The 24,008-nt window shown below is 52.5% G+C and carries 21 protein-coding genes; all 21 read left to right on the top strand.

Annotated features, from left to right (window positions below):
- Nucleotides 1–38: 38 nt before the first annotated feature.
- The 21 genes from HAV38_RS17600 (at nt 39) to HAV38_RS17500 (ending at nt 24,006) form a co-directional block, all read left to right on the top strand.
- The gene (locus HAV38_RS17600; RefSeq protein WP_168056691.1) at nt 39–914 is read left to right on the top strand and encodes an SDR family NAD(P)-dependent oxidoreductase; all 876 of its coding nucleotides are present in this window, start codon (nt 39–41) and stop codon (nt 912–914) included.
- Nucleotides 915–968: 54 nt separating this feature from the next.
- The gene (locus tag HAV38_RS17595) at nt 969–1,907 is read left to right on the top strand and encodes a glutathione S-transferase family protein (protein ID WP_168056690.1); all 939 of its coding nucleotides are present in this window, start codon (nt 969–971) and stop codon (nt 1,905–1,907) included.
- An 83-nt stretch (nt 1,908–1,990) separates the two neighbouring features.
- A complete protein-coding gene (locus HAV38_RS17590; RefSeq protein ID WP_168056689.1) occupies nt 1,991–3,280 on the top strand; it encodes an ABC transporter substrate-binding protein in 1,290 nt (429 codons plus the stop codon).
- Between the two features lie 70 nt (nt 3,281–3,350).
- Nucleotides 3,351–4,241 (top strand): branched-chain amino acid ABC transporter permease, encoded by an 891-nt coding sequence (locus HAV38_RS17585; protein WP_168056688.1) that lies wholly within the window; start codon nt 3,351–3,353, stop codon nt 4,239–4,241.
- On the top strand, nt 4,228–5,352 hold the full coding sequence (locus tag HAV38_RS17580; protein ID WP_168056687.1) for a branched-chain amino acid ABC transporter permease: 1,125 nt from the start codon (nt 4,228–4,230) through the stop codon (nt 5,350–5,352). Before HAV38_RS17585 ends, HAV38_RS17580 begins: the two co-directional genes overlap by 14 nt.
- Nucleotides 5,352–6,092: an ABC transporter ATP-binding protein gene (locus HAV38_RS17575; protein WP_168056941.1), complete on the top strand. Its 741-nt coding sequence runs from the start codon at nt 5,352–5,354 to the stop codon at nt 6,090–6,092. The genes HAV38_RS17580 and HAV38_RS17575 overlap by 1 nt, the downstream gene beginning before the upstream one ends.
- Nucleotides 6,089–6,808 (top strand): ABC transporter ATP-binding protein, encoded by a 720-nt coding sequence (locus HAV38_RS17570; RefSeq protein ID WP_221313838.1) that lies wholly within the window; start codon nt 6,089–6,091, stop codon nt 6,806–6,808. Before HAV38_RS17575 ends, HAV38_RS17570 begins: the two co-directional genes overlap by 4 nt.
- A 540-nt stretch (nt 6,809–7,348) precedes the next feature.
- Nucleotides 7,349–8,536 (top strand): porin, encoded by a 1,188-nt coding sequence (locus HAV38_RS17565; protein WP_168056686.1) that lies wholly within the window; start codon nt 7,349–7,351, stop codon nt 8,534–8,536.
- A 451-nt stretch (nt 8,537–8,987) separates the two neighbouring features.
- The gene (locus tag HAV38_RS17560; RefSeq protein WP_168056685.1) at nt 8,988–10,217 is read left to right on the top strand and encodes an ABC transporter substrate-binding protein; all 1,230 of its coding nucleotides are present in this window, start codon (nt 8,988–8,990) and stop codon (nt 10,215–10,217) included.
- Nucleotides 10,217–10,705, top strand: coding sequence for a 2,4'-dihydroxyacetophenone dioxygenase family protein (locus tag HAV38_RS17555; protein WP_168056684.1), 489 nt, complete (start codon nt 10,217–10,219; stop codon nt 10,703–10,705). The genes HAV38_RS17560 and HAV38_RS17555 overlap by 1 nt, the downstream gene beginning before the upstream one ends.
- Nucleotides 10,706–10,908: 203 nt before the next feature.
- A complete protein-coding gene (locus HAV38_RS17550) occupies nt 10,909–12,231 on the top strand; it encodes an NtaA/DmoA family FMN-dependent monooxygenase (RefSeq protein ID WP_168056683.1) in 1,323 nt (440 codons plus the stop codon).
- Between the two features lie 11 nt (nt 12,232–12,242).
- Entirely contained in the window at nt 12,243–12,995 is a 753-nt protein-coding gene (locus tag HAV38_RS17545) for an ABC transporter ATP-binding protein (RefSeq protein WP_168056682.1), read from the top strand.
- On the top strand, nt 12,988–13,758 hold the full coding sequence (locus HAV38_RS17540) for an ABC transporter ATP-binding protein (protein WP_168056681.1): 771 nt from the start codon (nt 12,988–12,990) through the stop codon (nt 13,756–13,758). Before HAV38_RS17545 ends, HAV38_RS17540 begins: the two co-directional genes overlap by 8 nt.
- Nucleotides 13,759–13,829: 71 nt before the next feature.
- Nucleotides 13,830–14,717, top strand: a complete 888-nt coding sequence (locus HAV38_RS17535; RefSeq protein ID WP_168056680.1) for a branched-chain amino acid ABC transporter permease — start codon at nt 13,830–13,832, stop codon at nt 14,715–14,717.
- An 83-nt stretch (nt 14,718–14,800) separates the two neighbouring features.
- Nucleotides 14,801–15,820: a branched-chain amino acid ABC transporter permease gene (locus HAV38_RS17530; RefSeq protein ID WP_184013438.1), complete on the top strand. Its 1,020-nt coding sequence runs from the start codon at nt 14,801–14,803 to the stop codon at nt 15,818–15,820.
- Entirely contained in the window at nt 15,813–16,913 is a 1,101-nt protein-coding gene (locus tag HAV38_RS17525; protein ID WP_168056678.1) for a flavin reductase, read from the top strand. The genes HAV38_RS17530 and HAV38_RS17525 overlap by 8 nt, the downstream gene beginning before the upstream one ends.
- Nucleotides 16,914–16,976: 63 nt before the next feature.
- Nucleotides 16,977–17,855, top strand: a complete 879-nt coding sequence (locus HAV38_RS17520; protein ID WP_209216795.1) for a cyclase family protein — start codon at nt 16,977–16,979, stop codon at nt 17,853–17,855.
- A gap of 3 nt (nt 17,856–17,858) precedes the next feature.
- Nucleotides 17,859–19,073, top strand: coding sequence for a CaiB/BaiF CoA transferase family protein (locus HAV38_RS17515; RefSeq protein WP_168056677.1), 1,215 nt, complete (start codon nt 17,859–17,861; stop codon nt 19,071–19,073).
- Between the two features lie 964 nt (nt 19,074–20,037).
- Nucleotides 20,038–22,242, top strand: a complete 2,205-nt coding sequence (locus HAV38_RS17510; protein WP_245182423.1) for a TonB-dependent receptor — start codon at nt 20,038–20,040, stop codon at nt 22,240–22,242.
- Nucleotides 22,243–22,366: 124 nt separating this feature from the next.
- Nucleotides 22,367–23,032, top strand: a complete 666-nt coding sequence (locus HAV38_RS17505; protein ID WP_168056676.1) for an energy transducer TonB — start codon at nt 22,367–22,369, stop codon at nt 23,030–23,032.
- 68 nt (nt 23,033–23,100) lie between these two features.
- On the top strand, nt 23,101–24,006 hold the full coding sequence (locus tag HAV38_RS17500; protein WP_168056675.1) for a MotA/TolQ/ExbB proton channel family protein: 906 nt from the start codon (nt 23,101–23,103) through the stop codon (nt 24,004–24,006).
- Nucleotides 24,007–24,008: the final 2 nt, after the last annotated feature.

Here is a 24,008-nt window from a genome sequence, read left to right as displayed (position 1 = left end):
TGAATAACTTCAAAGCAACTTCAAAGAAGGAAATGAATATGACTAACGTTACAGGTGCAAATGCAAGTGCGGTTTCGACTACTTTAAGCGGCCCGACCGCTTCTGGTCATAGTGACCCATTCGGCCTGGCGCAACAGGTCTGCGCCGTCACCGGTGCTGGGAGTGGCATCGGACGCAGCATCGCTGTGGCTTTTAGCAAAGCGGGCGCGCGTGTCGTGGTGCTGGATGTCAATGAGGAAGGCAGCGCCGAGACAGTCAGAGAGATTTTAGAAACGGGCGGTCAGGCTATCGCCATCCATTGTGACGTAGCCGATCCTGTCAGCATCGAAGCCGCCGCAGCGCAAACACTGGTCACCTTTGGTCCCTGCGATGTATTGGTTAACAACGCCGGACTCATTCGGCTCGGCGGACTTGATACGTTACTCCTTGCGGAGTGGAACCTGTTGTTGTCGGTCAATTTGACGGGCTACTTTTTGTGCTCGCAGATATTTGGCCGCCAGATGCGCGCCAAAGGCAAGGGCGCATTAGTACATATTGCCTCGATCGCTGGTAGTAACCCAACCGCTTTCAGTGGTGCCTATAGCGTTGCCAAAGCAGGCGTGACCATGCTGGCGCAGCAACTTGCCGTGGAATGGGGGCCACATGGCATTCGTAGTAATACAGTCCATCCCGGCATGATTTTGACGCCACTTTCAGCGGCGATGTATGACCAGCCCGGGGTATTGGAACAACGCAGCAAAGCGATCCCGGCAGGCCGTATTGGTCGGCCCGAGGATGTGGCCGAAGCCGTGATGTTTCTCGCCAGTGACCGCGCCGCCTACATTAACGGCGATGCGTTGACGGTGGATGGGGGCTTCAGCAGTATGTTGCTCAGTCTGGTGCCCCGCGCAGGTTACGACCGGACTGCCGCCTGATCTCTCCGACGTACGATTTAAGCTATCAGAGTTTGTTTTCAAAGGGAGCAAGGTATGGCCGATTTGATTCTGCATCATTTTTTGATATCCCCGTTTTCAGAAAAAGTCCGACTGGTGCTGGGCTATAAACAGCTCGCGTGGAAATCGGTAATTGTGCCCGGAACGATGCCCAAGCCAGACGTTGTCGCACTTACCGGCGGCTATCGAAAAACCCCGTTCATGCAAATTGGCGCAGATATTTATTGTGACAGTACGTTGATCTGTGAGGTGCTCGAACAGGTCCAGCCCGAACCCACGCTTTATCCACGCGGGACGAAAGGACTTGCGCAAACGCTGGCGCAGTGGGCCGACAGCACGCTGTTCTGGAGTGTCCTTGCCCCGCCCAGAAACACCGGCTATATGCTTGCGGGCATGGGAGATGACGCAGCCGCGCAATTTGCGCAAGATCGTGACGCAATGAAAGGTGCAATGCTGCGACTAAGGGCAGCGGACGCCGCTGCGGCATGTAAAGCCTATCTCTTGCGCTTATCGGGGATGCTGGTGACTCAGCCTTTCTTGTTGGGTGAAGCGCCTTGTATTGCAGATTTTTCGGTCTACCACTCGTTATGGTTCAGCCACCAATTTACACCGTTAGTGGCAGAAATGCTGGACCAGTCACCAAAGATTATCTGCTGGATGCAACGTATGGCCTTGTTGGGTCATGGCCAGATGACCCCGATTGATGCGGCGCAAGCCATCGCCGCCGCTGCCAGCGCCGAGCCTCTAACGTTGGGTCAGGGCCACTTGTCCGACAATATTTTTCAAGATGAGCATGGTATTCCGTTGGGTAGTCGCGTGACGATCACAGCAGAAAGCTTTGGGCCAGAATCGACCGAAGGCATTTTGGTTGCAGCGACCCGTTCGCACTTTAGTTTGCGCCGCCATGATGACCGCGTTGGTGTGGTGCATGTGCATTTTCCCCGTATTGGTTACGTGCTGAATCAGGTCACGTAACAGTATTAACGTTACCGTAGCAGCGCGGTGACGGTTACAAAAGATCGTAAAAAATAACGATATTTTCCCTCTAGGAGACAAGCATGAACGTACGCAAGAGCATGACCAGCAGCATGACCAATAGCGTGGGTAAATTTACCCCAGCTTTGATAAAGGTATTAACGCCCATTGTCCAGACCACCTTGCTGGTCGGCGCAATGCTGGTGCCACAGTTTGCACAAGCTGCGGAACCGATAAAAATTGGCGCGATTAATCCTTTTAGCGGCCCGTTGGCGCTGTACGGCGTAGAAGTTACCCGAGGTTACGAGCTAGCGGTAGATCAGGTCAACGCTGCCGGTGGCTTGCTTGGTCGCAAGATTGAGATTGTGCGCGGTGACGCGTCCAACCCGCAGCAAGGTATTGCAACCGTTGAGCAGTTGCAGGCAAACGATAAGGTCGATCTGTTTATCGGTACCTACACCAGCGCAGTATCGAACGCCGCCAGTGATGCTGCATCGCGTTATAACAAGTTGTATTGGGAGACCGGTGCTCTGGCACAAAATCTTACGGAGCGCGGCTTGCTCAACTACGTGCGGATCAGTCCAAACGGTGGCGATTTTGCATTGATGTCGGTAAATACAATCCGCGATCTGATCGCACCGGCATTGAAAAAAAATATGAAGGACGTCAAGGTTTGGATCGAACATGAGGATTCCGTCTATGGTACATCGATTGCAGCGACCCAAAAGAAGCTGCTGGAAACATTGGGTGCAAAAGTGGTCGGCGTCGGTGCACACTCAATGCGTTCCATCGATTTGAATGACACCATATTACGTGCCAAGCAGGCTAACCCGGATGTGCTGGTGCAAACCGGCTACGTGCCAGACGGTAATTTGCTATTGCGTACAGCGCGCGATCAAGGCTTTAAACCGGGTGCCATCCTGCTGGTCGGTGTGGGCGATACGCCAGAGACGGTGCAGTCGTTGGGCGTGCCATCGATTCAAGGCGTGCTGGTGGTGACCTATCCGCGTACCGATATTTCTGAACGTTTCGGTCCCGGTGCCCAAGGCTTTTTAACGGCTTACCGCGCCCGCTATAAGTCAGACCCAATTGCTTCGCAAAGCATGACAGCGTACGTTGGCATGCAAATGCTGTTCGATGCAATCCGCGCCGCCGGTAGTCTGGATGTCACCAAAGTGCGTGCTGCCGCTTTGGTAATGGACAAGCCTTCCGGCAGTTATGCGACCGGCTATGGTTTCAAGCTCGATAAAAACTCCCAGAACCAGCGGGCCTTCCCTGTTACTGCGCAATGGCAAGCGGGCAAGATGGTGACGGTTTTTCCTCCTAGTGCAATGCCATCCGGTGCAACTTTGCTACCGCTGGCGCGTCCTTAATTTATAGGTTCACACGTTGATAGGTTGAGGTGGCGCTTATTACGCGGCACCTCTTAAAGGAAAGTAGGCAATGGATCAAATATTACATGTGCTGGTCTTCGGAATTTTACTGGGCGGCATTTACGGTCTGGTAAGTATTGGTTTGAACCTGATTTTTGGTGTAGTGCGGATCGTCAATTTTGCGCAGGGCGAACTGGTGATGTTGGGCATGTATGGCAGCTATTACGCGTACACCTATTTAGGTCTTAATCCCTATCTTGCTGCGCTCATCGTCGCGCCGCTGGTAGGTTTGCTTGGGATGGCGATTCAACGTCTGGTTATCCAGCCGTTGCACAACGAACCTAATATGCAGATTTTTGCCACCTTCGGCTTATTGATGATGTTTCAGAACATTATGTTGGCCGCAACACGTGGAGAAGCGGCCAGTATTGGCGGGCAGGTGGGTGCGAGCGTACTCACCGTCGGCGATCTTAAAATCAGTATGGTGCGGTTGCTGACGTTTGTCGCCACGACGTTGATTACAATCGGCTTGCATTTCTTTTTGTCGCGTTCGATGACCGGTAAGTCGATCCGTGCGGTGACGCAGGATAAGCGTGCAGCGCGCGTGATGGGTATCAACGTGGAGCGTACCTTTTTGCTGACATTTGGACTTGGTGCAGGCCTGGCTGGCTTGGCGGGGGTCATGCTGACACCGATTTATTCGATCACGCCAACGGTTGGCAGTAACTTTATTCTCGCGGCTTTTGCAGTCGTCGTGCTAGGCGGTCTGGGGAGCGTTTGGGGTGCCTATTTCGGCGGACTGATCGTCGGCATCGTTGAAGCTTTTGCCGGATATTACATTGATCCGGCGTTGAAAAGTGCTATCTGGTTCATCATCTTTTTAATCGTTTTGATCTTGCGTCCCTCCGGCCTTTTTGGTCAGGTTGGCGCTGAAGAGGTAGGATTTCGTGAACAACAATAAATCAAGCGCACTGGACACGGTTCCTTTGACGGCGGTGATTATCCCGGATATTCCGATTATTCCGAATATTCCGGCACCGCAAAAGGCTACGCCGACCGAGAAGTCCTCACAGGTCCGAGAAGTTGTGATTGCCACGGGTCGTCAGGTCTTTTTAAAATATTTGGGCGGGATGGCGCTAGCGTTGTTGCCATTCGTGTTGCTGGTGCACGACGCGTACTGGCTCAACATTATCGCCTTCACTTATCTGATGGGTGGACTGGCAGCGGCGTGGAACATTATCGGCGGCTTTGCGGGGCAGTTTTCGCTCGGTCATGGGGTCTTCTTTGGCATCGGCGCTTATATCACAGCGCGCTTTTATACGCTGTTCGATATCTCGCCTTGGCTGACCATGATTCCTGCCGCGATCTTCGCCGCAATTATTGCGGTGTTAATTTCATGGCCCACCTTTCGGTTGCGCGGACCATTTTTTGCCATTGCAACGATGGCACTAAATGAAGTCGCGTTTGTGATTGCCAATTATTTCGATTCGTTGACTAACGGGCCAAGTGGCATTCTTATTCCTTTTAAGCCCGGGTTTGCCAATATGATTTTTGTGGAACGCTGGCAGTACGGCTTGCTAATGTTCGTGTTTGCGGCAGTCGTGATTGGGATCACCGTATTGCTGCGCCGCAGTCGGCTCGGTTATTACCTGCTGGCGGTACGTGAGGATGAAGACGCGGCGCGTGCAGCAGGGATTAACGTACTGGCGGTGAAGCTGCGCGGCATGGCATTGAGCGCAGCGTTGACGTCTATTGGCGGGACTTTGTTTGCCATGTATCTCCGTTATATCGATCCTCCGACGCTGTTTACGCTGACCGATGTCGGCGTCAAATTTGCGTTGCTCACACTCATCGGCGGCATAGGTACGATTGCGGGTCCGTTGCTGGGAGCGGCGCTGATTATTCCTTTTGAAAACTTCCTTCGGGCTGAACTGGCAGGTACTTTACCGGGCATTAATCTGGCCATCCTTGGGTTTCTAATGGTCTTGGCAGCGTTGTTTATGAAGCGCGGCCTGGTCGGGGCATTTTCCGACCTTTGGCACAAGTTGCAGACGAAATGGAGGGCAAAGTGATGACGCGCCAGGTGCAGGAGAACGAAGAACTACTTTCCGTAGAAGGCGTTAGCAAGCAATTTCTTGGTTTGCGTGCGGTCGACAACATTACATTGTCCGTAAAGCGCGGTGAAATCATCAGTATTATCGGCCCCAATGGTGCGGGTAAAACGACCTTTTTCAATTTGCTATCCGGGCAGCTATCACCGAGCGAGGGCGAGATACGTCTGCGGGGACATGCAATTAATCGTTTAGCCCCTCATGCCAGGGCCAGACTCGGAATCGGTCGTACCTTTCAGATCGCCAAGCCGCTGATTGCATTGAGTGCTTTGGAAAATGTGATGATTGGTGCCTTTATGCGGCATCCCCGCCTGGCAACGGCGCGCGACAAGGCGATGGCTGTATTAGAGCAGGTGGGTCTGATTCACCATGCTATGCAACGCGCTGGTGACTTAACGCTAAGTCAACGGCGGCGGCTAGAGGTAGCGCGGGCGCTGGCACTGGAACCGGAGATTGTTCTGCTGGATGAAGTGATGGCTGGCTTGAACCAAAGTGAAATCGGCCATGTCATCGAATTACTCCAAAGCCTGCATGCCAAAGGACTAACGTTTTTGATTATCGAACATAACCTGAAAGTAGTGCGCACGTTCTCGGATCGGGTGGTCGTGCTGGATCGGGGCCGCATGATTGCGGAGGGTAGTGCCGAAGAGATTTTAAGTGCACCGGCAGTGATTAAAGCGTACTTAGGAGATCAACAATGATGGACGCTATTTTGCGGGTTGAAGGGTTATGTTCAGGATATTCCGAATTGCCGGTATTACATGATATGAATTTTGAAGTCGGGCGCGGCGAAATCGTGTCCGTGGTCGGTGCTAATGGCGCGGGTAAATCGACCTTGTTGCTGACCATTAATGGCCACCTGAAGGCGCAGTCGGGGCGCGTAATGTTTGACGGTCAGGACATCACACGCTTACCCGCGCATGCGGCTGCCGAACACGGTCTGGTTATGGTGCCGGAAGGTGGTCGCTTGTTTCCGTTCATGACTGTGCTGGAGAACCTGCAACTCGGTGCTTACCATTTCAAAGCACGCGCCAAAATGGCCGAATCGCTGGATGAGGTAATGCGTTTGTTCCCGTTGCTGGCAGAACGGCGGATGCAGCTTGCCGGTCGTCTGTCTGGGGGCGAGCGCCAGATGTGTGCTGTCGGCCGGGCCATGATGGGGTTGCCGAAATTGTTGATGCTTGATGAGCCGTCGCTCGGACTCGCACCGATTATGGTGGGGAAGGTCTTTGACATTATTAGTCAGCTGGTCGCCACCAAAGGGATTGCGGTGTTACTGGTTGAGCAGAACGTCGGCAACGCACTGCGCCTTTGCCGCCGCGGCTGCATCATTGAGCATGGACGCATTTTAAAAGTGGCGAGTGGAGAGGACCTGTTGCGCGACCCTGATATTCAACGTTCCTATATGGGGCTTTAAAACGGGGCTATAAAACCGCGTCTGGAAGCGGGTGGATAAAACTGCGTTTATAAAACGTGGTTCTAAAGTCGAAGCTGGAGGAGGACTGGTAAGTCCCAGACTGCAACAATGGCAGTGTGGGCTTGCTTGATGGTGTAGTGCCACTAGCCGGTTGCGCTATTGAGTCTGGCCAGAGACTTATGGTCGTTCATTTTTTATCATCTCTTTGCCTGAAAATAATTTCACTCATCGACACATAAGTTCCGCGATCAGCAAGCCGATTAATAAATATTGACGCACATTACACCTATTTTTATACTGATCAGTATAAGATGCTATCTTACTGGCATATTAATATTCTAAGAAGTTTTATGCAGGAAACTATTGGCTTGACAGTGTGCTTAAAAAACTACACATCCAGCCAACTTTGATCCGCATTACCTGCTTTAGCTAGTAAACGCAAGCGACACCGTCTTGAGTATGAAATCATAAAATAATGATAGATGTTCAAGAAGTAACTATCTTAATTATAAAAAACGACATTAACACCGGAGACATCAAATGAAAAAACTCATCGCTGCAATCGCCATACTGGCCCCTTTTGGCGTAGCACATGCCGACTCCAATGTCACCATTTATGGCAATCTGGATGTCGCTCTCACCAACGTGAGTACAAGCGGTGGCACGACTACCCCTGGCGGTCCGACTAAAGCAGTATCGTCGCACACCTTCCGTGAAGATTCCGGCGTTGGTCCGGCTAGTCGGATTGGCTTTCGCGGCATTGAAGATCTCGGCGGTGGTTTAAACGCCAATTTCGTGTTGGAGGCTGGCATTGCGGTCGACACTGGCGCTAGCACTCAAGGCGGTGTCTTGTTCGGTCGTCAGGCTTATGTCGGTCTCAGTGGCAGTAACTGGACGCTCTCAGCCGGTCGCCAGTATGCACCGATTGACGTGATTTTTGCGATGATCGATCCTTCATACGGTTTGTACTGGGGTAATGCAACGACGGCGACCAACCATGCGGTGTATCCGACCGTCGGGGCAACGCCTTCAAGCGGCACTTTTCAGTCGACTTCGCGGGTCAATAACTCATTATTGTCAACATATAAAACATCCGGCTTCACGTTTAAGCTGATGGTTGCTGCCGGTGATGAAAATACACGTGGCACCGGACAATTAATCAATCCAAGTGTTACATACGATAACGGCCCACTGTCACTGAGTTTGTCGGCAACACGTTTGCGTCAAGCAACTGATAGCATAATTGCAACAGCTAAGCCGGAGTGGGTCAGCGAGCAAATTGTCGGAGGCTCTTACGCTTTTCCTGTGGCAAAAGTATTTGCTGGTGCATATCAGTTCAACGGACCTAGTAACTTTGCCAATTTAAGCCCGGTCGCCACGGTCGGCAGTTCTACTGCTTCGCCTTCAGCCTTTACATGGAGCAAAGAACGTTCGTATTGGGTCGGTGCACGGATTCCAGTCGGTACCGGAACTTTCATTCCATCGATCACCCGTATTAACTATAAGCATAACGGTACACCGGACGGCGCTGGCACTACACTTGGCTTGACCTATGAGTATCCATTCTCAAAGTTCACGACCTTGTACGCGAACTACGGACAGACGAAGAACAATGCCTACGCAAATGGTCCTTTGGTATCGACCATCACGTCAGTCACAGGTGGAAGCCAGATCGCTTACGGTTCTACTTTGCGCGCAGCATCACTGGGTATGCGCCACTCGTTCTAAATGTTCTGAGACGTAAATTGGAGGTAATGCACGGCGATTGTATGTGGGGGGACTTTACTCAAGTCCTTCCAACTACAGTCGCCGTTGTTATTTCCCCCGACAATTAATTGTTGTCATGTTCCGTGTCCCCGTCGTTATTGCCATATTGCGGACCTGGGTAGCAATCAAACATCAGCGCCAGTCAGTTCCATACGCATCGGTTCTTTGTCTGAAAGTAACGTTTTTAAATCCTTCTTCACAAAATTACACCGCACATTTCAAAGGCGCTGGCATGCTTCCCTGAGCACTTTTAGGCGGTCAGCGCATGGTGCAACAATAAATTTGCTAGCCTATAAAAAATAAGCTACCATCCGGTATATAACAATTCTATAAAGTAGTTATTGTTCTGTTAGATGCCGGTGATTCATAGGAGCCGGGTACAAAACAGAGCGATCAACCAAGGAGACTGAAGATGGTGAATCGTCGTACCATATTGACCGGCATGTCAGCATTTGCACTGGCACCTATGATTGCAAAAGCGCAATCGAAACCGTTGATCCGTATCGGGATGTTGCAAGATGCGTCCGGTCCATACAGCTATCTTGGTGGCACCGGTTCAATTGCGTGCGCCCGACAGGCGATTGCAGAAATGTCCGGCCTGCACGGCCTGAACGTTGAGCTGATTACTGCTGACCATCAAAACAAGCCCGATATTGGTGCCGCGATTGCACGTCAGTGGCTGGATCAGGGCGTCGATGTCTTAATGGAATTTAACAATTCGGCCATTGCGCTAGCGGTTAATAATCTGGTACGCGAACGCGACAAAGTGATGCTCGCCAATAATGTCGGTTCGGCCTCACTCAGTGGCAAAGAGTGCACCCCGAACATGACCCACTGGACCTTCGATACAGCGATGCTCGCAACCAGTATGGGTAACGGCATGATTGAAAAAGGTAATGGAGATAGCTGGTTTTTTATCCGTGCCGACTATGTATTCGGCAAGGCATTGCGTGACGATACCGCTGCCGTCGTGATTGCCAAGGGTGGCAAGGTAGTGGGCGAAGTGGCGGTACCGGTTGGCACCACCGATTTTGCGTCGGCCTTGTTGCAAGCGCAATCCTCCGGTGCCAAGGTCGTAGCGTTGGCGCTGGCGGGTAACGACTTGCTTAACTGCCTCAAACAAGCCAATGAATTTGGTCTGACCAAAGGTGGTCAACGTATGGCTGCGTTAATTATCTATTTGCAGGACATCAAGGCCCTGGGCTTGCCCGTTACCAAAGGACTGGTGTTGACGGAGTCCTTTTATTGGGATTTGAGCGACAAATCGCGGGCTTTCTCCAAGCGTATTACGCCGCAAACCAAAGGCGTGCCGCCAAATATGGGACAGGCCGGTGCGTATTCGTCGGTCACACATTATCTGAAAGCGGTCGCCGCTGTCGGCGCAGTCGAAGCAAAGCGGTCAGGTCGGGCAGTGGTTGCGCGCATGAAACAATTGCCGATCAGCGACGACGTGTTGACCAACGCGCGTATCCGGGAAGATGGCCGGGTAGTCAGCGATGTCTATTTGTTTGAAGTTAAGTCGCCTGAAGAAAGTAAGGGTGAGTGGGATTTGTACAAGATTAAACGTAAGCTCGGCCCTGAGCAGGCCTGGCGTCCAATGTCGGCTGGCAGTTGTCCGCTGGTCAAACCAGGGAACATTTAATGATTAATATTCCAGAGTCGCCTTTTACTCGCCCGGAAATGTTTTCTCCGGACGTGATGATTGATGATGAAAAATGGTATCCACTCGGTAAACTCGGCAAGGTACGCCCCATTCTGTTTGATGTTTCCAATGGCGGATGGATCAGTATTCTGAAAGCTGAAGGTCAGGGAACCATCCAGCGTCACCGTCACGCGTCACCAGTAACCGGCTGGACGCTCGATGGCGCGTGGGGTTATCGCGAATACGATTGGGTGGCGCGCGCAGGCAGCTTTGTGTACGAGCCTCCGGGGCATATTCATACGCTCTATATTGATCCCGAAGCGGGCAAGATGACTGCGTTGTTTCATGTTCACGGCCCGCTCGTGTATCTGGACGAAGCCGGTAACGCCACCGATTACGATGATGTATTTTTGCGTCTTGACCGGTATGCCAAATATTGCCGTGAAGTCGGCTTGGGCGATGACTATCTGCAATCGTTAATTCGTTAATTTATTAATTTGTTCAGCTAATCCGAAGTCAAGGTGTGCGGATGCAGGTAGATCCGCGCGCCGCTCATATTCCCGGTCAGGCACACAACGCCGCGTCGAAGAAGCGCTGTGATTTCCATACTTCGATACGCATCGCCTGTAGTTCTTAGGTTTCTCGCTTAACACGCCCGCGTCGATTTTAATTTTGCTCTAAGGATGGCCTAATGTCTAAAAAAATGCACTTAATGCAGATGCTGATTCACAGCGCCAGCACACATACCCTGCTCAGTTGGGCTGATCCAAAGGATGGGCAACTGAATGGTTTGCAAGATTTCTCCTATTGGCAGAATCTTGCGCAGACGTTAGAGCGGGGTTGTTTCGACGGCGTATTTTTTGCAGATAGCCCCGCCACCCATGCGGTCTATAAAAGCAGTGTGAAGCCATCGGTTGAATACGGCGCCTCCTGGCCTAACCACGATCCGATGCCACTCGTCGCCATTATGGCCGCCGCCACCAAACATCTTGGCATCGGGGTTACTTTGTCGACCACTGGCACGACGCCTTATCTGGCGACACGCCGTATTTCGACGTTGAATTATTTGAGCCGTGGCCGGGTCGGCTGGAACATCGTCTCCGGCTTTAGCGCAGCTGAACATCAGGCCAACGGCCTCGGCGCACTGGGCCATGACGAACGCTACGATCAGGCCGATGAGTTTATGGAAATCTGCTATCGCTTGTGGGATTGCGTGCCCGATGCCGCAATATTGCAGGACCCTGTAACGGGGAAATTTGCCGATCCGGAACAAATCAATGTCGTCGATTTTCAGGGAAAGTTTTTGAATTGCAAGGCAGTCGGCCCAACTTTGCCATCGCCTTACGGTCGCCCGCTGCTGTTCCAGGCTGGTTCGTCCGGACGCGGCCTGCAGTTCGCCATGCAGCACGCCGAAGTCATCTTTGCGATCCAGTCGCACGTAGCGGGAATGAAAAAAAGCATGCTCCAACTGAGTGCTGCTTCAGCCGCCGCCGCTGCGCAAGGCAAGGGCAACGGTAATGAATGCAAAGTATTGTTCGGCCTTCAGCCGATCGTCCGTAGTACAGAACTTGAAGCGCGTCAGCGTGCAGAGGAACTGGCAGAGCGGATTCCGCTCGATGCGATTCTGGCGCGTTTGTCTGGCGTCTTCGGCGTGGATTTAAGTCAACTTGATCCAGATCGTCCGCTGGCAGAAATGGAAACGCAAGCGTCGCGCGGTTTGATGGCGGCTACCGTTACCGGTGCTGACGGCAAGGCAGTGACGCTACGGCAGGCTGCATCCACGTGGGCCTTATCGGTAGCTATTCCCCAAGTCATTGGCACACCAGAGCAAGTAGCCGATGAAATGGAGCGTACCTGGCGCGAAACCGGTTGTTACGGATTTAATCTAAGTCCGACAACTAACCCCGACAGCGTAGAAGACTTCGTTGATCAGGTAGTGCCGATCTTACAGGCCCGCGGTGTGTTCCGCACCGAATATGAAGGCGATAGCTTCCGCGATAACCTGATGGCTTGAAGGAAACTCCAATGACTGACACGATCATTGAAACACGCGGCCTGACCAAGGATTTTCGGGGATTTGTTGCCGTCGGCGGCATCGATCTGAAAGTGCGCAAGGGATCTATCCACGCGCTAATCGGCCCTAACGGTGCGGGCAAATCAACCGTCTTTAATTTGTTGACACGCTTTTTACCAGCGAGCGGCGGGAAAATATTTTTCAAGGGTGAAGAAATCACCCGACGCGATCCCGCGCTGGTGGCGCAAAGTGGAATGGTGCGCTCTTTTCAGATTTCCTCGACTTTTCCAGCTTTTAGCTTACGTGACAACGTTCGTATCGCACTGCAACGTCCGCGGCAATTAAGTTATCACTTCTGGCGCTCGGATAAAACACTCGCAGACTTGTACGGACGTGCGGATGAGTTACTGGATGCGGTTGGCTTAACCCGTTGGCGCGATTTACGCGCCGCCGATTTGTCATACGGCCGCAAACGTGCATTGGAACTGGCCACCACGCTGGCGCTTGATCCAGAGGTAATGTTGCTCGATGAACCGATGGCTGGCCTTGGACATGAAGATATCGAACGCATCGCTAATTTAATTCGTAAGGTAGCGATTGGTCGTACAGTCTTGATGGTCGAACACAATCTAAAGGTAGTGGCAGATTTGTCGGACACGATTACAGTGCTGGCACGTGGCAAGATATTGGCCGAAGGGCCGTATGCGGTAGTGGCGGCAAATCCTGAAGTACGCAGCGCTTATATGGGGTCCGCTCATGCTTGATGCCGTCATCCAGACACCTCAGTCACCGATACAACCCGGTACGGTATCAACTGCGCCAGCAGATTTATTAGTCATCGATAATCTGCGCGGCTGGTATGGCGAGTCGCAAGCTCTGCACGGGATTAACCTAAACGTGCGACGCGGAGAAACTGTGACGCTACTGGGCCGCAACGGCGCTGGCAAAACCAGCACGCTGCGATCAATCATGGGACTGCTGGCGCGCCGCGAAGGATCAGTAAAATTTTCCGGTAGTGAACTCATTGCGGCGTCGCCTGATCAGATCGCGCGTCGGGGCATTGGTTATTGTCCCGAGGAGCGCGGTATCTTTGCCGGTTTGACGGTCCAAGAAAATTTGGTGTTGCCGCCGATCATCAAGGCGGGCGGTATGACGCTGGCTGAGATTCATCAATTATTTCCTAATCTGGCAGAGCGCAGCACCAGTCCCGGTACCAAATTGTCCGGCGGCGAACAACAGATGCTGGCGATTGCGCGCATCTTGCGCACGGGTGCTGACTTGTTGTTGCTTGACGAACCAACCGAAGGTTTGGCACCGGTGATCATCGAACAAATTGGTCATGCCATCAATAAACTGAAGGAACGGGGTTTTACGATCATTTTGGTGGAGCAAAACTTCAACTTCGCCGCCAGCGTATCGGAGCGTTTTTATGTCATCGAAGATGGTCGAGTGGTAGATCACATTGCCGCCGCCGAGGTCGCCGATCCGGCCACCGTCGCCAATATTCATAGTTATCTGAGCATTTGATGCGGTATGGATCATAGCAAGAATGCCAGTTTTCTGAACCACCTTTTTGACGTAATTTTATAGCGCACTTTATGACAGAACTTTTTGGAATATCAATGCAAGCCTTGTTTGGACAATTGATGATCGGCGCTATTAACGGTGCCTTTTATGCGATGCTCAGTCTTGGTCTGGCAGTTATCTTCGGCTTACTGAACATCATCAATTTTGCCCATGGCGCGCAATACATGATGGGCGCGTTCTGTGCGTGGCTTTTACTCAATTTTCTGGGAATGAATTACTGGATGGCGCTGGTATTGACGCCGCTTCTGGTAGGCGCTTCGGGGATGTTAATAGAGCGCTTTTTTTTGCGTCGCATCCAGCAGCTTGATCATGTCTATGGTCTGTTGTTGACGTTTGGTGCCGCTTTGTTGATTGAGGGTGCTTTCCGTCAACTATTTGGGGCCGCCGGATTACCGTATTCGACACCGGCACTGTTGCAAGGCGGGCATCAGCTTGGCTTCATGTATTTGCCAACTTATCGGGCCTGGGTTTTCGTCTTTTCAATCGTCGTATGTGCTGCCACCTGGCTGGTGATAGAAAAAACCAAACTTGGCTCTTATCTGCGGGCGGCCACAGAAAACCCGATGCTGGTGCAAGCTTTTGGGGTACGGGTTCCTCGCATGATGATGCTGACTTACGGCTTTGGCGTCGCGTTGGCTGCATTGGGCGGGGTGCTTGCCGCACCGATCTATCAGGTCAGTCCTGGCATGGGATCGAGTACGATCATTGTCGTGTTTGCGGTGGTGGTTATTGGCGGCATGGGTTCGATTGGCGGGGCAATTTTCAGTGGTTTTGCCCTCGGTCTGATCGAAGGTTTGACAAAAGTCTTTTATCCCCAAGCATCGAGTACGGTAATTTTTGTGATTATGGCGCTGGTCTTGTTAGCCAAGCCCGCAGGCTTGTTCGGGAGGACTGCATGATGAAGCTATTCACGCTATCCACGCTATCTAAGGTGGGAGCCAGTCCCTCGGAGTTGACTGAAAACCGTCGTCGTAATGCTTCTATGGTCTTGGTTGGTGTGCTATTTTTAGTCGGACTGATAGCCCCCTTCATTGGGCTATATCCCGTCTTCATGATGAAAGCGCTGTGCTTCGCGCTACTTGCTGCGGCGTTTAATTTACTGTTTGGCTACGGCGGATTGCTTTCTTTCGGTCATGCGTCATTTTTTGGCACTGCTGCTTACGTCACCGGTTACACCATGAAGCACTGGGGCATTACGCCCGAAGTCGGAATTTTGACAGGCACGCTGGCGGCGGCGGCACTTGGGGTCGGCTTCGGCTGGTTGTCGATTCGGCGTCAGGGTATTTATTTTGCGATGGTGACATTGGCGCTGGCGCAAATGCTGTATTTCTTTTATTTGCAGTTCGACGGCTTCACTGGTGGCGAGGATGGCATACAGGCGATTCCGCGCGGGCATCTGTTCGGCTTGATTAATCTTGATCACCCGCTTGCGATGTATTACACAGTGCTGGCGATATGTGTGGGTGGTTTTGCGCTCATTTACCGCATCGTGCATTCCCCGTTTGGTCAGGTCCTCAAAGCTATCCGTGAAAACGAACCACGTGCAATTTCACTCGGTTACCGCGTCGAGCGCGTCAAGTTATTAGTGTTCGTTCTGTCCGCAGCGCTGGCTGGCCTGGCTGGTGCAACGAAGGCGTTAGTGTTTCAGCTTGCCACGCTTAACGACGTCAACTGGTCGGTGTCCGGCGATGTGATCCTGATGACTCTGGTGGGGGGCGTGGGTACATTGTTTGGTCCCATAGTCGGTGCTTTTGTGCTCGTTATCATTAGCACCTATCTTGCCGGGTTTGGCTCGTGGGTTACCATGATAGAGGGAGCTATTTTCATCATTTGTGTGATGTCTTTCCGGCGCGGCCTATGCGGTTGGGTTGCTGACCGTTTTCAGATCAACAGCGTGCCTTTGGCAGCCGCCGACCCCCTCCCAGTGGCTAGTCCGGCCGGGTTTCGGCGGGTGTTGTCCGAACCCCTTACTTCCTTGAAAGATGCCAGTCACCATGAGTAATTCTGCGAACGATTTAGCCTTAACCCCGGCCCAGCCGTCCGTGATTGACCCGATAGAATTGCGCCGCTGCCTCGGTGCTTTCGTCACTGGCGTCACCGTGATTACGGCGCTCGACGATGATGGTGCGCCGATTGGTATGACCGTTAATTCCTTTAATTCGGTATCACTCGATCCACCGCTGATCGTCTGGAGCGTACGTACTAACGCCACCAGTTTTCCTGTCTATAGTAAGGCTAAGCGGTTCGTCGTCAATATTTTATCGGAGGAGCAGGTTGATGTCTCGAATCGCTTCGCCAAATCCGGCCCTGATCGTTTTGAGGGTATCCCGGTCACCGCCGGTATCGACGGCTTACCGCTGATTGATGGCTGCTCGGCTTATCTTGAATGCAGCACGGAAGCGACCTATCCCGGTGGCGACCATCTATTGTTTCTCGGTCGCGTCACGCGTATTTTAGGTACCTCCCGTAAGCCGCTGGCATTTGGTGCGGGTAAGTATATGGTAGTCCATCCGCATGCGCCCAATGCTGACCTGGGTTCTGGCAATGTGGCGACGTTAAACGCGGTCCAGCTGGCACGTCCTTGTCTGGAAGAATTAAATCGTGAAACCGATAAAACCGTTGGCCTCGGCGTATGGGGGAACATGGGTCCGACCTTGATCTGGTGGGTTGAAGCACGCCAACCGCTTGATGTCCGTCTGCGCTGCGGGATGGTTTTGCCCTTATTAGGTTCTGCGACCGGCAAAGTGTTCGCGGCGTTTTCTGCGCCGCAGTTGACCGCGCGTTATCTGGAGGCCGAAATCGCTTCAGTGCAACACATCGTCGATGCACCGTTCGGTAATCGCATTGCTGTCGAGGAGCACCTGGCCCTGGTGCGTGAAAGAAAGCTGGGGTTCATTGATGACGCTATCATGATCGACATCAATGAACTCGGCGTAAGCGCGGTCAGCGCACCGGTGTTCGATGCCTCCGGCTCGATAGTACTGGCGCTCACTATGATGGGCGCAGCCAGCAGTTTTACGCAGGACGATCCGGCGGTGGCGCGCTTGAGTGATGCGGCGCGGCGCTTATCGGTTCGACTTGGATATCGTGCTTAAAGACGTAAGTGCTAAAAGATTTATTTCGGCGCATTGCGCCAGGTTTGGATAACAAGAGAGAATATGATGATTGAAAATACATGGTCACGCTGGGGTCCCGATGATGAACGCGGTTCGTTAAATTTTATCGGACCCGATCAGGTCCGTCGCGCTACTGCGCTGGTACAAACGGGAGAAGTTTTACGCTTGGCGCAACTGCTGTCATCCAAGACGCCTGTGCCGTCGCATCGTTGCGGCTTGCAGCACTTTATGGGACGCGATGGCGGTGATTATGCGGCGGGCGCAGGCCGCCCCGGTGGTTTCCAGTTTGCTGAAGATTCGGTCATCATGCCACTGCACATCGGCACGCATGTAGATGCACTCTGCCACGCTTGGTATGACGATAAATTGTTTAATGGATTTTCCAGTCATACCGTTCGTAGTACCACAGGGGCGAGTAAGTTGGGCGTGGAAAAAATGCCGCCGATCGTCACCCGTGGCGTTCTGCTAGATATGGTTCGGGTGAGGGGCAGGGTATTGGTACCGGGCGAAGTGGTTAGTCGTGCGGACCTTGAAGCGGCGGCAGCTTTGGCCGGATTGCAAATAGAACGTGGTGATGCGGTGTTGTTACGCACAGGCTGGCTGGAGTCGCAAAAAGGCGTGAAGAACGTCTCTTTTGACGTCGAGCCGGGCATTGATGTTGATGCGGCACGCTGGCTTGCGGAGCGCGAAGTGGCTGTCGTCGGCGCAGATAATTTTGCGGTAGAGGTATTGCCGTTTGCGACCGGCGCGGTATTTCCGGTACACCAATTGTTAATTCGGGATTTTGGCGTGCCATTGCTCGAAGGCTTGATGCTGGATCCGCTAGTGGCCAGTGGCCGCTTCGAATTTTTGTTCGTTGCCAGTGCCTTGCCGATAGTCGGCGCAACCGGCAGTCCTCTTGCGCCTGTGGCAGTGCTGTAGATCATGGAAAATTCTCCAAAAAAACGGCCGCTCGACGGTATACGCGTGCTTGAAATTGCATCGATGGTGTTCGGACCGTTGGCGGGTCAATACCTTGGCGATATGGGCGCGGACGTCATTAAGCTTGAGCCTCCCGAGGGCGATTTAACGCGCTCCATCGGCCCGCGCCGGTCGCCGCGTATGGGCGCATTTTTTCTGACAAGTAACCGTAGCAAACGCAGTATTGTGGTTGATCTGAAGCGGCCCGAGGGACGCAAAATCCTGCACCGTCTGCTTGCCAAGACCGATGTCTTGTTACATTCAATGCGTACTCCCGCCGCAGCACGTCTGGGTCTGGATTATGAAACGCTGGCCAAAACCCATCCGAGTCTGGTGTATTGCCATGTTACCGGTTATGGCGACGAAGGCGAATATGGCGGTCGTCCCGCTTACGATGACATCATTCAGGCTGCATCCGGTCTGGCGATGTTGCAGCAAGTGGTGGCGGGGCAACCACGTTATATTCCGACGATTGTTGCCGACAAAATCAGTGGATTACATGCTGCGTATGCCATCGTTTTGGCGGTCATGCACCGCATGCGCACAGGCGAAGGCCAGCAGGTCGATGTCCCGATGTTTGAGACCATGGCCGCGTTCAATATGATTGAGCATCAATGGGGGCATATTTTTGAACCGCCTGTCGGAAACATGGGCTATGCGCCAGTCGTCGCGGCAGCGCGGCGACCTTATCGCACCTTAGATGGTTATTTATCGTTGTTACCGTATTCAGATGCGCATTGGCGGCGGTTCTTTGAATTAGCGGGCGAGCCGCAGATCATGGACGATCCGCGGTTCACGCTATTTGCCTCACGTCAGGTGCATTTTCGCGAAGTGTGGGATGAGATCGAACGCCAGATTGGACGTAAGACTAATGCAGAATGGTTACGTTTGCTGACACCAGAAGATATTCCATTCTCGCCAGTCAATAGTATCGAAGACTTACGTGATGACCCGCATCTGAAAAGCGTCGATTTTTGGAGCGTGCGTGAGCATCCGACCGAAGGTAGTTTATTGATTCCACGTAATCCGCTGCGTATGAGTGCGTCGCCGCCAGATATCACGCGGCTGCCGCCCGGACTGGGCGAGCATAGCGCTGAAATCCTGCGCGAATGCGAATTCGACGACGAGAGTGCGCACTTGATGTTGGCGGTCGGCGGGGTCTGCGCTCCTGCACCGTAACACGTTATGCCTACGACCGCCGTGTGGTCGTAGGGCCATTGGCAGACTCAATGGTTTATGAGAATGGCCTACTGTCGGACGTATCCCCATACGTACCCGAGCATATCGGTATGCATGAACTCAAAACAGATGAGGTTAGCGGGCAAGCCACATTGCACCACGCGATCTTATACAATCTGGGTTGAGTGTAACTTCGTACATCACCAAAACGACCGTGGAAATACCAATGGCATTGATAGTTATCATTTGCAAATGGTACTCCGTACCACTTGCGAGATTAAGCTAAATCGTCGACCGTTAGGCGTCGCGTGTCAACGATATTGTGTGCGACTTTGCGCGTCATAACGGGACTTATGTTTTACCAGTAAACCCTTACCATCCACAAGACGGGATTAGCTGCACAGTCCCATGGCAACTCGCAGATTTGCTAGCACAGCGCCGTACTTTCACCTAAACGATAACGCCACGCTTTCGAAGCATCGTACCCCGATTTGTGACCCATTATCTAAGCGAACTTCCGGCCTTCAATCTCATCGCCGCTAAAAATCGAATAAATGGTGGGACTGGGTTTGGGTTCGTGTTGCTTTCTGGTTCTTAATTACGCGTGCTTCCAGTAGCCACTGCGCCCAGACGCTAAAAGTCAACATGACTGAATGAAAGCGCACAAATCGGTTGTTCCCAAAAATTCAAATTATGGACACAAACAGGGCCTGTCATTGCGGCAAAGCTGATGCTTTCCTGTGGGTACGTAACAACACGTTTCCGCGATGAAATTCTATCGTTGATACTGTCATTCAGCAGTAACACACCGTCGCTACAATCCGTCCCACTCGATTTCATTAAACAAATCACAACGCATGCGTCTGCATCGCGGGGTGACCACGTGTGATCGATAGAAAGAAAATGATCAGCATGCCATTGCATGCAACTGCACCCTCACAAAAACCAACACGAGATATAAAAAGTGACACATCAATTTCGATTTAAACCTATCTATTTATTGATACTGCAAGCGGTCGCAGTATATGCGCAAGCACAAGAAGCAACACCACCACCAGAGGTGATTACGGTCTTCGGCCAAGGGCAAACTCGCCAGGTGCAGAACATTACGCGCGACGATCTGGCCAAGGCATTACCGGGAACAAGTCCGCTAAAAACACTGGAAAAGCTGCCTGGTGTGAACTTTGAATCGGCCGATCCATTCGGCGCGTATGAGTGGTCAACGCGGTTTAGCGTGCGCGGTTTCACCCAGAGCCAGATGGGCTTCACGCTCGATGGCGTGCCACTCGGCGATATGAGCTACGGCAATAATAACGGGCTGCACATTAGCCGCGCGATCTCCTCTGAGAACATCGGTCGCGTAACACTGTCGCAAGGCGCAGGTGCAGTCGGTACGGCCTCGACCAGTAACCTTGGCGGCACAGTGCAGTTCGTGTCGATTGATCCAGGCGACCAGCTCGGCGTCACCGCTGCGCAAACCTTTGGTAGTAATAACACCTACCGCACCTTTGCACGCCTCGACACCGGTCTGCTATCTTCCGGCACCAAGGCATACGTTAGCGTGACTCGGCAGCGGGCGGAAAAATGGAAAGGCGCTGGTTCACAAGACCAGGACCAGTTCAACTCTAAGTTAGTGCATATGTTTGGCGAGAATAAGTTGAGCTTGTTTTACAACCATTCTGACCGCCGCGAAACAGACTATCAGGATATGTCGCTCGACATGACCAAACGCCTGGGTGCGAACTGGGATAATTATGCACCGGACTGGCAACGCGCACTCAACGCTGCACGCGGGGTCTTCAGCGGCGGAGTCAACAGTCTGGATGATGCTTACTACCTAGGTAGCGGATTGCGCAAGGATGATTTGGCTGGTGCGACATTGGATGTAAAATTGACCGAATCGTCCGTGCTCAAGACCACCCTTTACCATCATGGGGACGAAGGCCAAGGCCATTGGTACACACCATACACGCCGTCTTCGGCGACGGTGCCGATTTCGATCCGTACCTCCGAGTACAAAATCGAACGTGACGGCGTAATCACTGACTTAACCTGGGACCTGGGTCGTCACACCATCAATGGCGGCTTCTGGGCAGAGCGTAGTCTGCACACACTGAGCCGGAATTTCTATGCGGTGTCAGGTCCGGACAACACCAACTATTTCTTGTCTAACCCAACCTCAACCGTGTTTAAGCAAAAATTTACAACGACGACGACGCAGTTGTATCTGCAAGATACAGTGTCGATGCTGGGAAATACCTTGCACTTGAATTTTGGTTTCAAGACGCCAAAAGTGACAATCGATGCTACCTCTCTGATTGGCACGCGCGCGGCCGGTACACTGACGGCTTCCAAGTCCTTCTTGCCGCAGGTTGGTCTCAATTATGCGTTGACGAGGGATGACGAGCTGTTCACATCGCTGGCGCAGAACATGCGCGCCTATCAGCCCGGCGTCACCGGGCCGTTCTCGCAAACGCAAGCTGCTTTTAATCTGAGTGTCGGCAAGATCAAGCCGGAGACTTCGACCACCCTCGATATGGGTTATCGCTTCAAGCGCGAGCATTTAAGTGGTTCGGTTGCCGTCTATCACGCGGAATTTAACGACCGTTTGCTAAGCGTCGCCACGTGCGCGGGGATCCTCGGTTGTCCGAGTACTTTTGTCAACGTCGGCAAGGTTGAGACGATGGGGGTAGAAGCGGCTGCAGTGTGGAAGCTAGCGCCCCAATGGTCGTGGTTCAATTCGGCTACTTACAACAACTCGAAATACAAGTCGGACTACATGGACAATGGTGTCGTTGTTGCGGTCGGTGGCAAGCAAGTGGTCGATTCGCCGAAGACGATGTTCAACACCGAATTATCATACGAAAATGAACATTGGTTCAGTCGTGTAAATGCCAAGTACACCGGCAAACGTTACTACACGTATTTGAACGACGGTCAGGTTCCAGCATATTGGACGATGAATCTGTCGGCAGGTTATAAACAGAAATCGTTCGTTGGCGTGAAAGACTTTTCCATTCAGCTCAATGTCGAAAATCTGTTGAACAAGCAGTATTACAGTACGGTCGGCACTAATGGCTTCATCAAATCCGACCCGACAGGTTCGTTCGCCACCCTGTTGACGGGGGCGCCACGGCAGATTTTTCTGACTATCAGCGGCAAAATTTAATTCTGCCAACGTAGTACAGCTTGTCTGAAAAACGTTTCTTGCGCCGAGTCCGCTGGCTTTAAGCCGGTGGACTCGAACGCAACGAAGCGATATTGTTTTTTGTATTAATAAGTTTGAGGTAGCCATGGATTTCCAACAAGGCGATACAGAGCCGGCCAGAAATTTTACTGGGATCGCGTTTGTCGTCCTTCTGCACGCACTACTCATTTATGCGCTTGTCACGGGACTGGCTCGAAAAATTGTCGCAGTCATACAGCAACCGGTCGAAACCAGGATTATCGAAGAATTCAAACCGCCACCGCCGCCGGACAAACTAGTGCCACCACCGCCAAAGTTAATTGCGCCACCGCCGCCGTTCATACCTCCACCAGAGGTTAAAGTTCAGCAGGTACCGCAGGAGAGCGTGATAGCAGCAGTTACCAATGTCAAGCCGGTAAGCAATGAATTACCTACGACCACCGCCTCAATTGCTCCAACCCCTGCAACCCATGCAATTGCACCAGCAGCCCCCTTACATACCGCCGCCGTGGTAAGCGCGAAGGGTTGTGAAAAGCCAGAGTATCCCAGTACCTCATTACGCAATGAAGAAGAAGGCACTGTCACTCTGGCGTTTTTGATTGGTATCGATGGCACTGTAGTCGATTCCAAAGTAGAAAAATCCAGCGGTTCCAGAGACCTTGATAAGGCGGCGCGGGCTGGCTTGAGTCTTTGCAAATTTAAGCCGGCAACGACCGATGGCAAACCTGAGCAGTCCTGGACCAGAATCCAGTACGCCTGGAAACTGGATTAAGCAGATCGTTAGCAACCACTCATCCGTTAAATATAACGGCAATCTACTGTATAAAATTTGGAGTATGTATGTGCATCGCTAGTAACCGTTTATCCGCTTTTATTGCAGCCTTGCTGATCACCGTCGCGAGCGTAGCAGCCCCGAGCGCAATTGCCGAGACACCGGTGTCTGCCGCGTCTGCAGTATCTGCCAGTGCACCTGGCAGTGCATCGGCAACAGACGTCAACGCGACCCCGGTCCCACCGCCAGCAGCGGCAGTCACCGAAACGGTTGACAATCCGTATGGGCTGGATGCGCTATGGAAAGGGGGCGATTTTGTCGCTCGCGGCACGCTGATCATTTTAGTGCTGATGTCGATGGGAAGCTGGTACATCATCATCACCAAGCTCATCGAGCAGGTAAAGTTGATGGGTCAGGCTAAAGATGCGAAGAATAATTTTTGGAAAGCGCCGACCGTTGGCGTAGCGATTGCGGGTCTCAAGCCCGCCAGCGCCTATCACTTTATTGCCCAGACAGGAAGTACTTCGACCGAGCATCACGACGGTGCGTTGTTGGAACAAATTGATCTCAATACCTGGATCACGATGTCGATTCAGCGTTCTGTCGAGAAGGTGCAAAGCCGCTTGCAGGATGGCCTGGCCTTCCTGGCGACTGTTGGTTCTACCGCTCCTTTCGTTGGCCTGTTCGGGACCGTGTGGGGGATTTACCATGCGTTGACCGCCATCGGTGTCGCTGGTCAGGCATCGATTGATAAAGTCGCCGGTCCGGTCGGCGAGGCGTTGATCATGACCGCTATTGGTCTTGCAGTCGCGGTGCCAGCAGTGTTGGGTTATAACTGGCTGGTGCGTCGCAACAAGAGCGCAATGGAAGAGATTCGCTCTTTCAGCGCTGACTTGCATGCGGTCTTGCTGAGCGGTGTGATGTCGACGAGTTCGGCGGGTCAGATTGCCAGCATCAAGAAAAAGGTGAGTTAATC

It is taken from the genome of Glaciimonas immobilis (assembly GCF_011947285.1).
GTDB classification, from domain to species: Bacteria; Pseudomonadota; Gammaproteobacteria; order Burkholderiales; family Burkholderiaceae_D; genus Glaciimonas; species Glaciimonas immobilis.
The sequence above is the reverse complement of the archived record's forward strand: the minus strand, read 5'-3'. Positions and strand labels throughout refer to the sequence as shown.

What these genes read in the sequence shown, in the direction of transcription:
- HAV38_RS17600 (WP_168056691.1), top strand. Translation starts at nt 39, where the DNA reads ATGACTAACGTTACAGGTGCAAATGCAAGTGCGGTTTCGACTACTTTA.
- HAV38_RS17595 (WP_168056690.1), top strand. Translation starts at nt 969, where the DNA reads ATGGCCGATTTGATTCTGCATCATTTTTTGATATCCCCGTTTTCAGAA.
- HAV38_RS17590 (WP_168056689.1), top strand. Translation starts at nt 1,991, where the DNA reads ATGAACGTACGCAAGAGCATGACCAGCAGCATGACCAATAGCGTGGGT.
- HAV38_RS17585 (WP_168056688.1), top strand. Translation starts at nt 3,351, where the DNA reads ATGGATCAAATATTACATGTGCTGGTCTTCGGAATTTTACTGGGCGGC.
- HAV38_RS17575 (WP_168056941.1), top strand. Translation starts at nt 5,352, where the DNA reads ATGACGCGCCAGGTGCAGGAGAACGAAGAACTACTTTCCGTAGAAGGC.
- HAV38_RS17570 (WP_221313838.1), top strand. Translation starts at nt 6,089, where the DNA reads ATGATGGACGCTATTTTGCGGGTTGAAGGGTTATGTTCAGGATATTCC.
- HAV38_RS17565 (WP_168056686.1), top strand. Translation starts at nt 7,349, where the DNA reads ATGAAAAAACTCATCGCTGCAATCGCCATACTGGCCCCTTTTGGCGTA.
- HAV38_RS17560 (WP_168056685.1), top strand. Translation starts at nt 8,988, where the DNA reads ATGGTGAATCGTCGTACCATATTGACCGGCATGTCAGCATTTGCACTG.
- HAV38_RS17555 (WP_168056684.1), top strand. Translation starts at nt 10,217, where the DNA reads ATGATTAATATTCCAGAGTCGCCTTTTACTCGCCCGGAAATGTTTTCT.
- HAV38_RS17550 (WP_168056683.1), top strand. Translation starts at nt 10,909, where the DNA reads ATGTCTAAAAAAATGCACTTAATGCAGATGCTGATTCACAGCGCCAGC.
- HAV38_RS17545 (WP_168056682.1), top strand. Translation starts at nt 12,243, where the DNA reads ATGACTGACACGATCATTGAAACACGCGGCCTGACCAAGGATTTTCGG.
- HAV38_RS17540 (WP_168056681.1), top strand. Translation starts at nt 12,988, where the DNA reads ATGCTTGATGCCGTCATCCAGACACCTCAGTCACCGATACAACCCGGT.
- HAV38_RS17535 (WP_168056680.1), top strand. Translation starts at nt 13,830, where the DNA reads ATGACAGAACTTTTTGGAATATCAATGCAAGCCTTGTTTGGACAATTG.
- HAV38_RS17530 (WP_184013438.1), top strand. Translation starts at nt 14,801, where the DNA reads ATGGTCTTGGTTGGTGTGCTATTTTTAGTCGGACTGATAGCCCCCTTC.
- HAV38_RS17525 (WP_168056678.1), top strand. Translation starts at nt 15,813, where the DNA reads ATGAGTAATTCTGCGAACGATTTAGCCTTAACCCCGGCCCAGCCGTCC.
- HAV38_RS17520 (WP_209216795.1), top strand. Translation starts at nt 16,977, where the DNA reads ATGATGATTGAAAATACATGGTCACGCTGGGGTCCCGATGATGAACGC.
- HAV38_RS17515 (WP_168056677.1), top strand. Translation starts at nt 17,859, where the DNA reads ATGGAAAATTCTCCAAAAAAACGGCCGCTCGACGGTATACGCGTGCTT.
- HAV38_RS17505 (WP_168056676.1), top strand. Translation starts at nt 22,367, where the DNA reads ATGGATTTCCAACAAGGCGATACAGAGCCGGCCAGAAATTTTACTGGG.
- HAV38_RS17500 (WP_168056675.1), top strand. Translation starts at nt 23,101, where the DNA reads ATGTGCATCGCTAGTAACCGTTTATCCGCTTTTATTGCAGCCTTGCTG.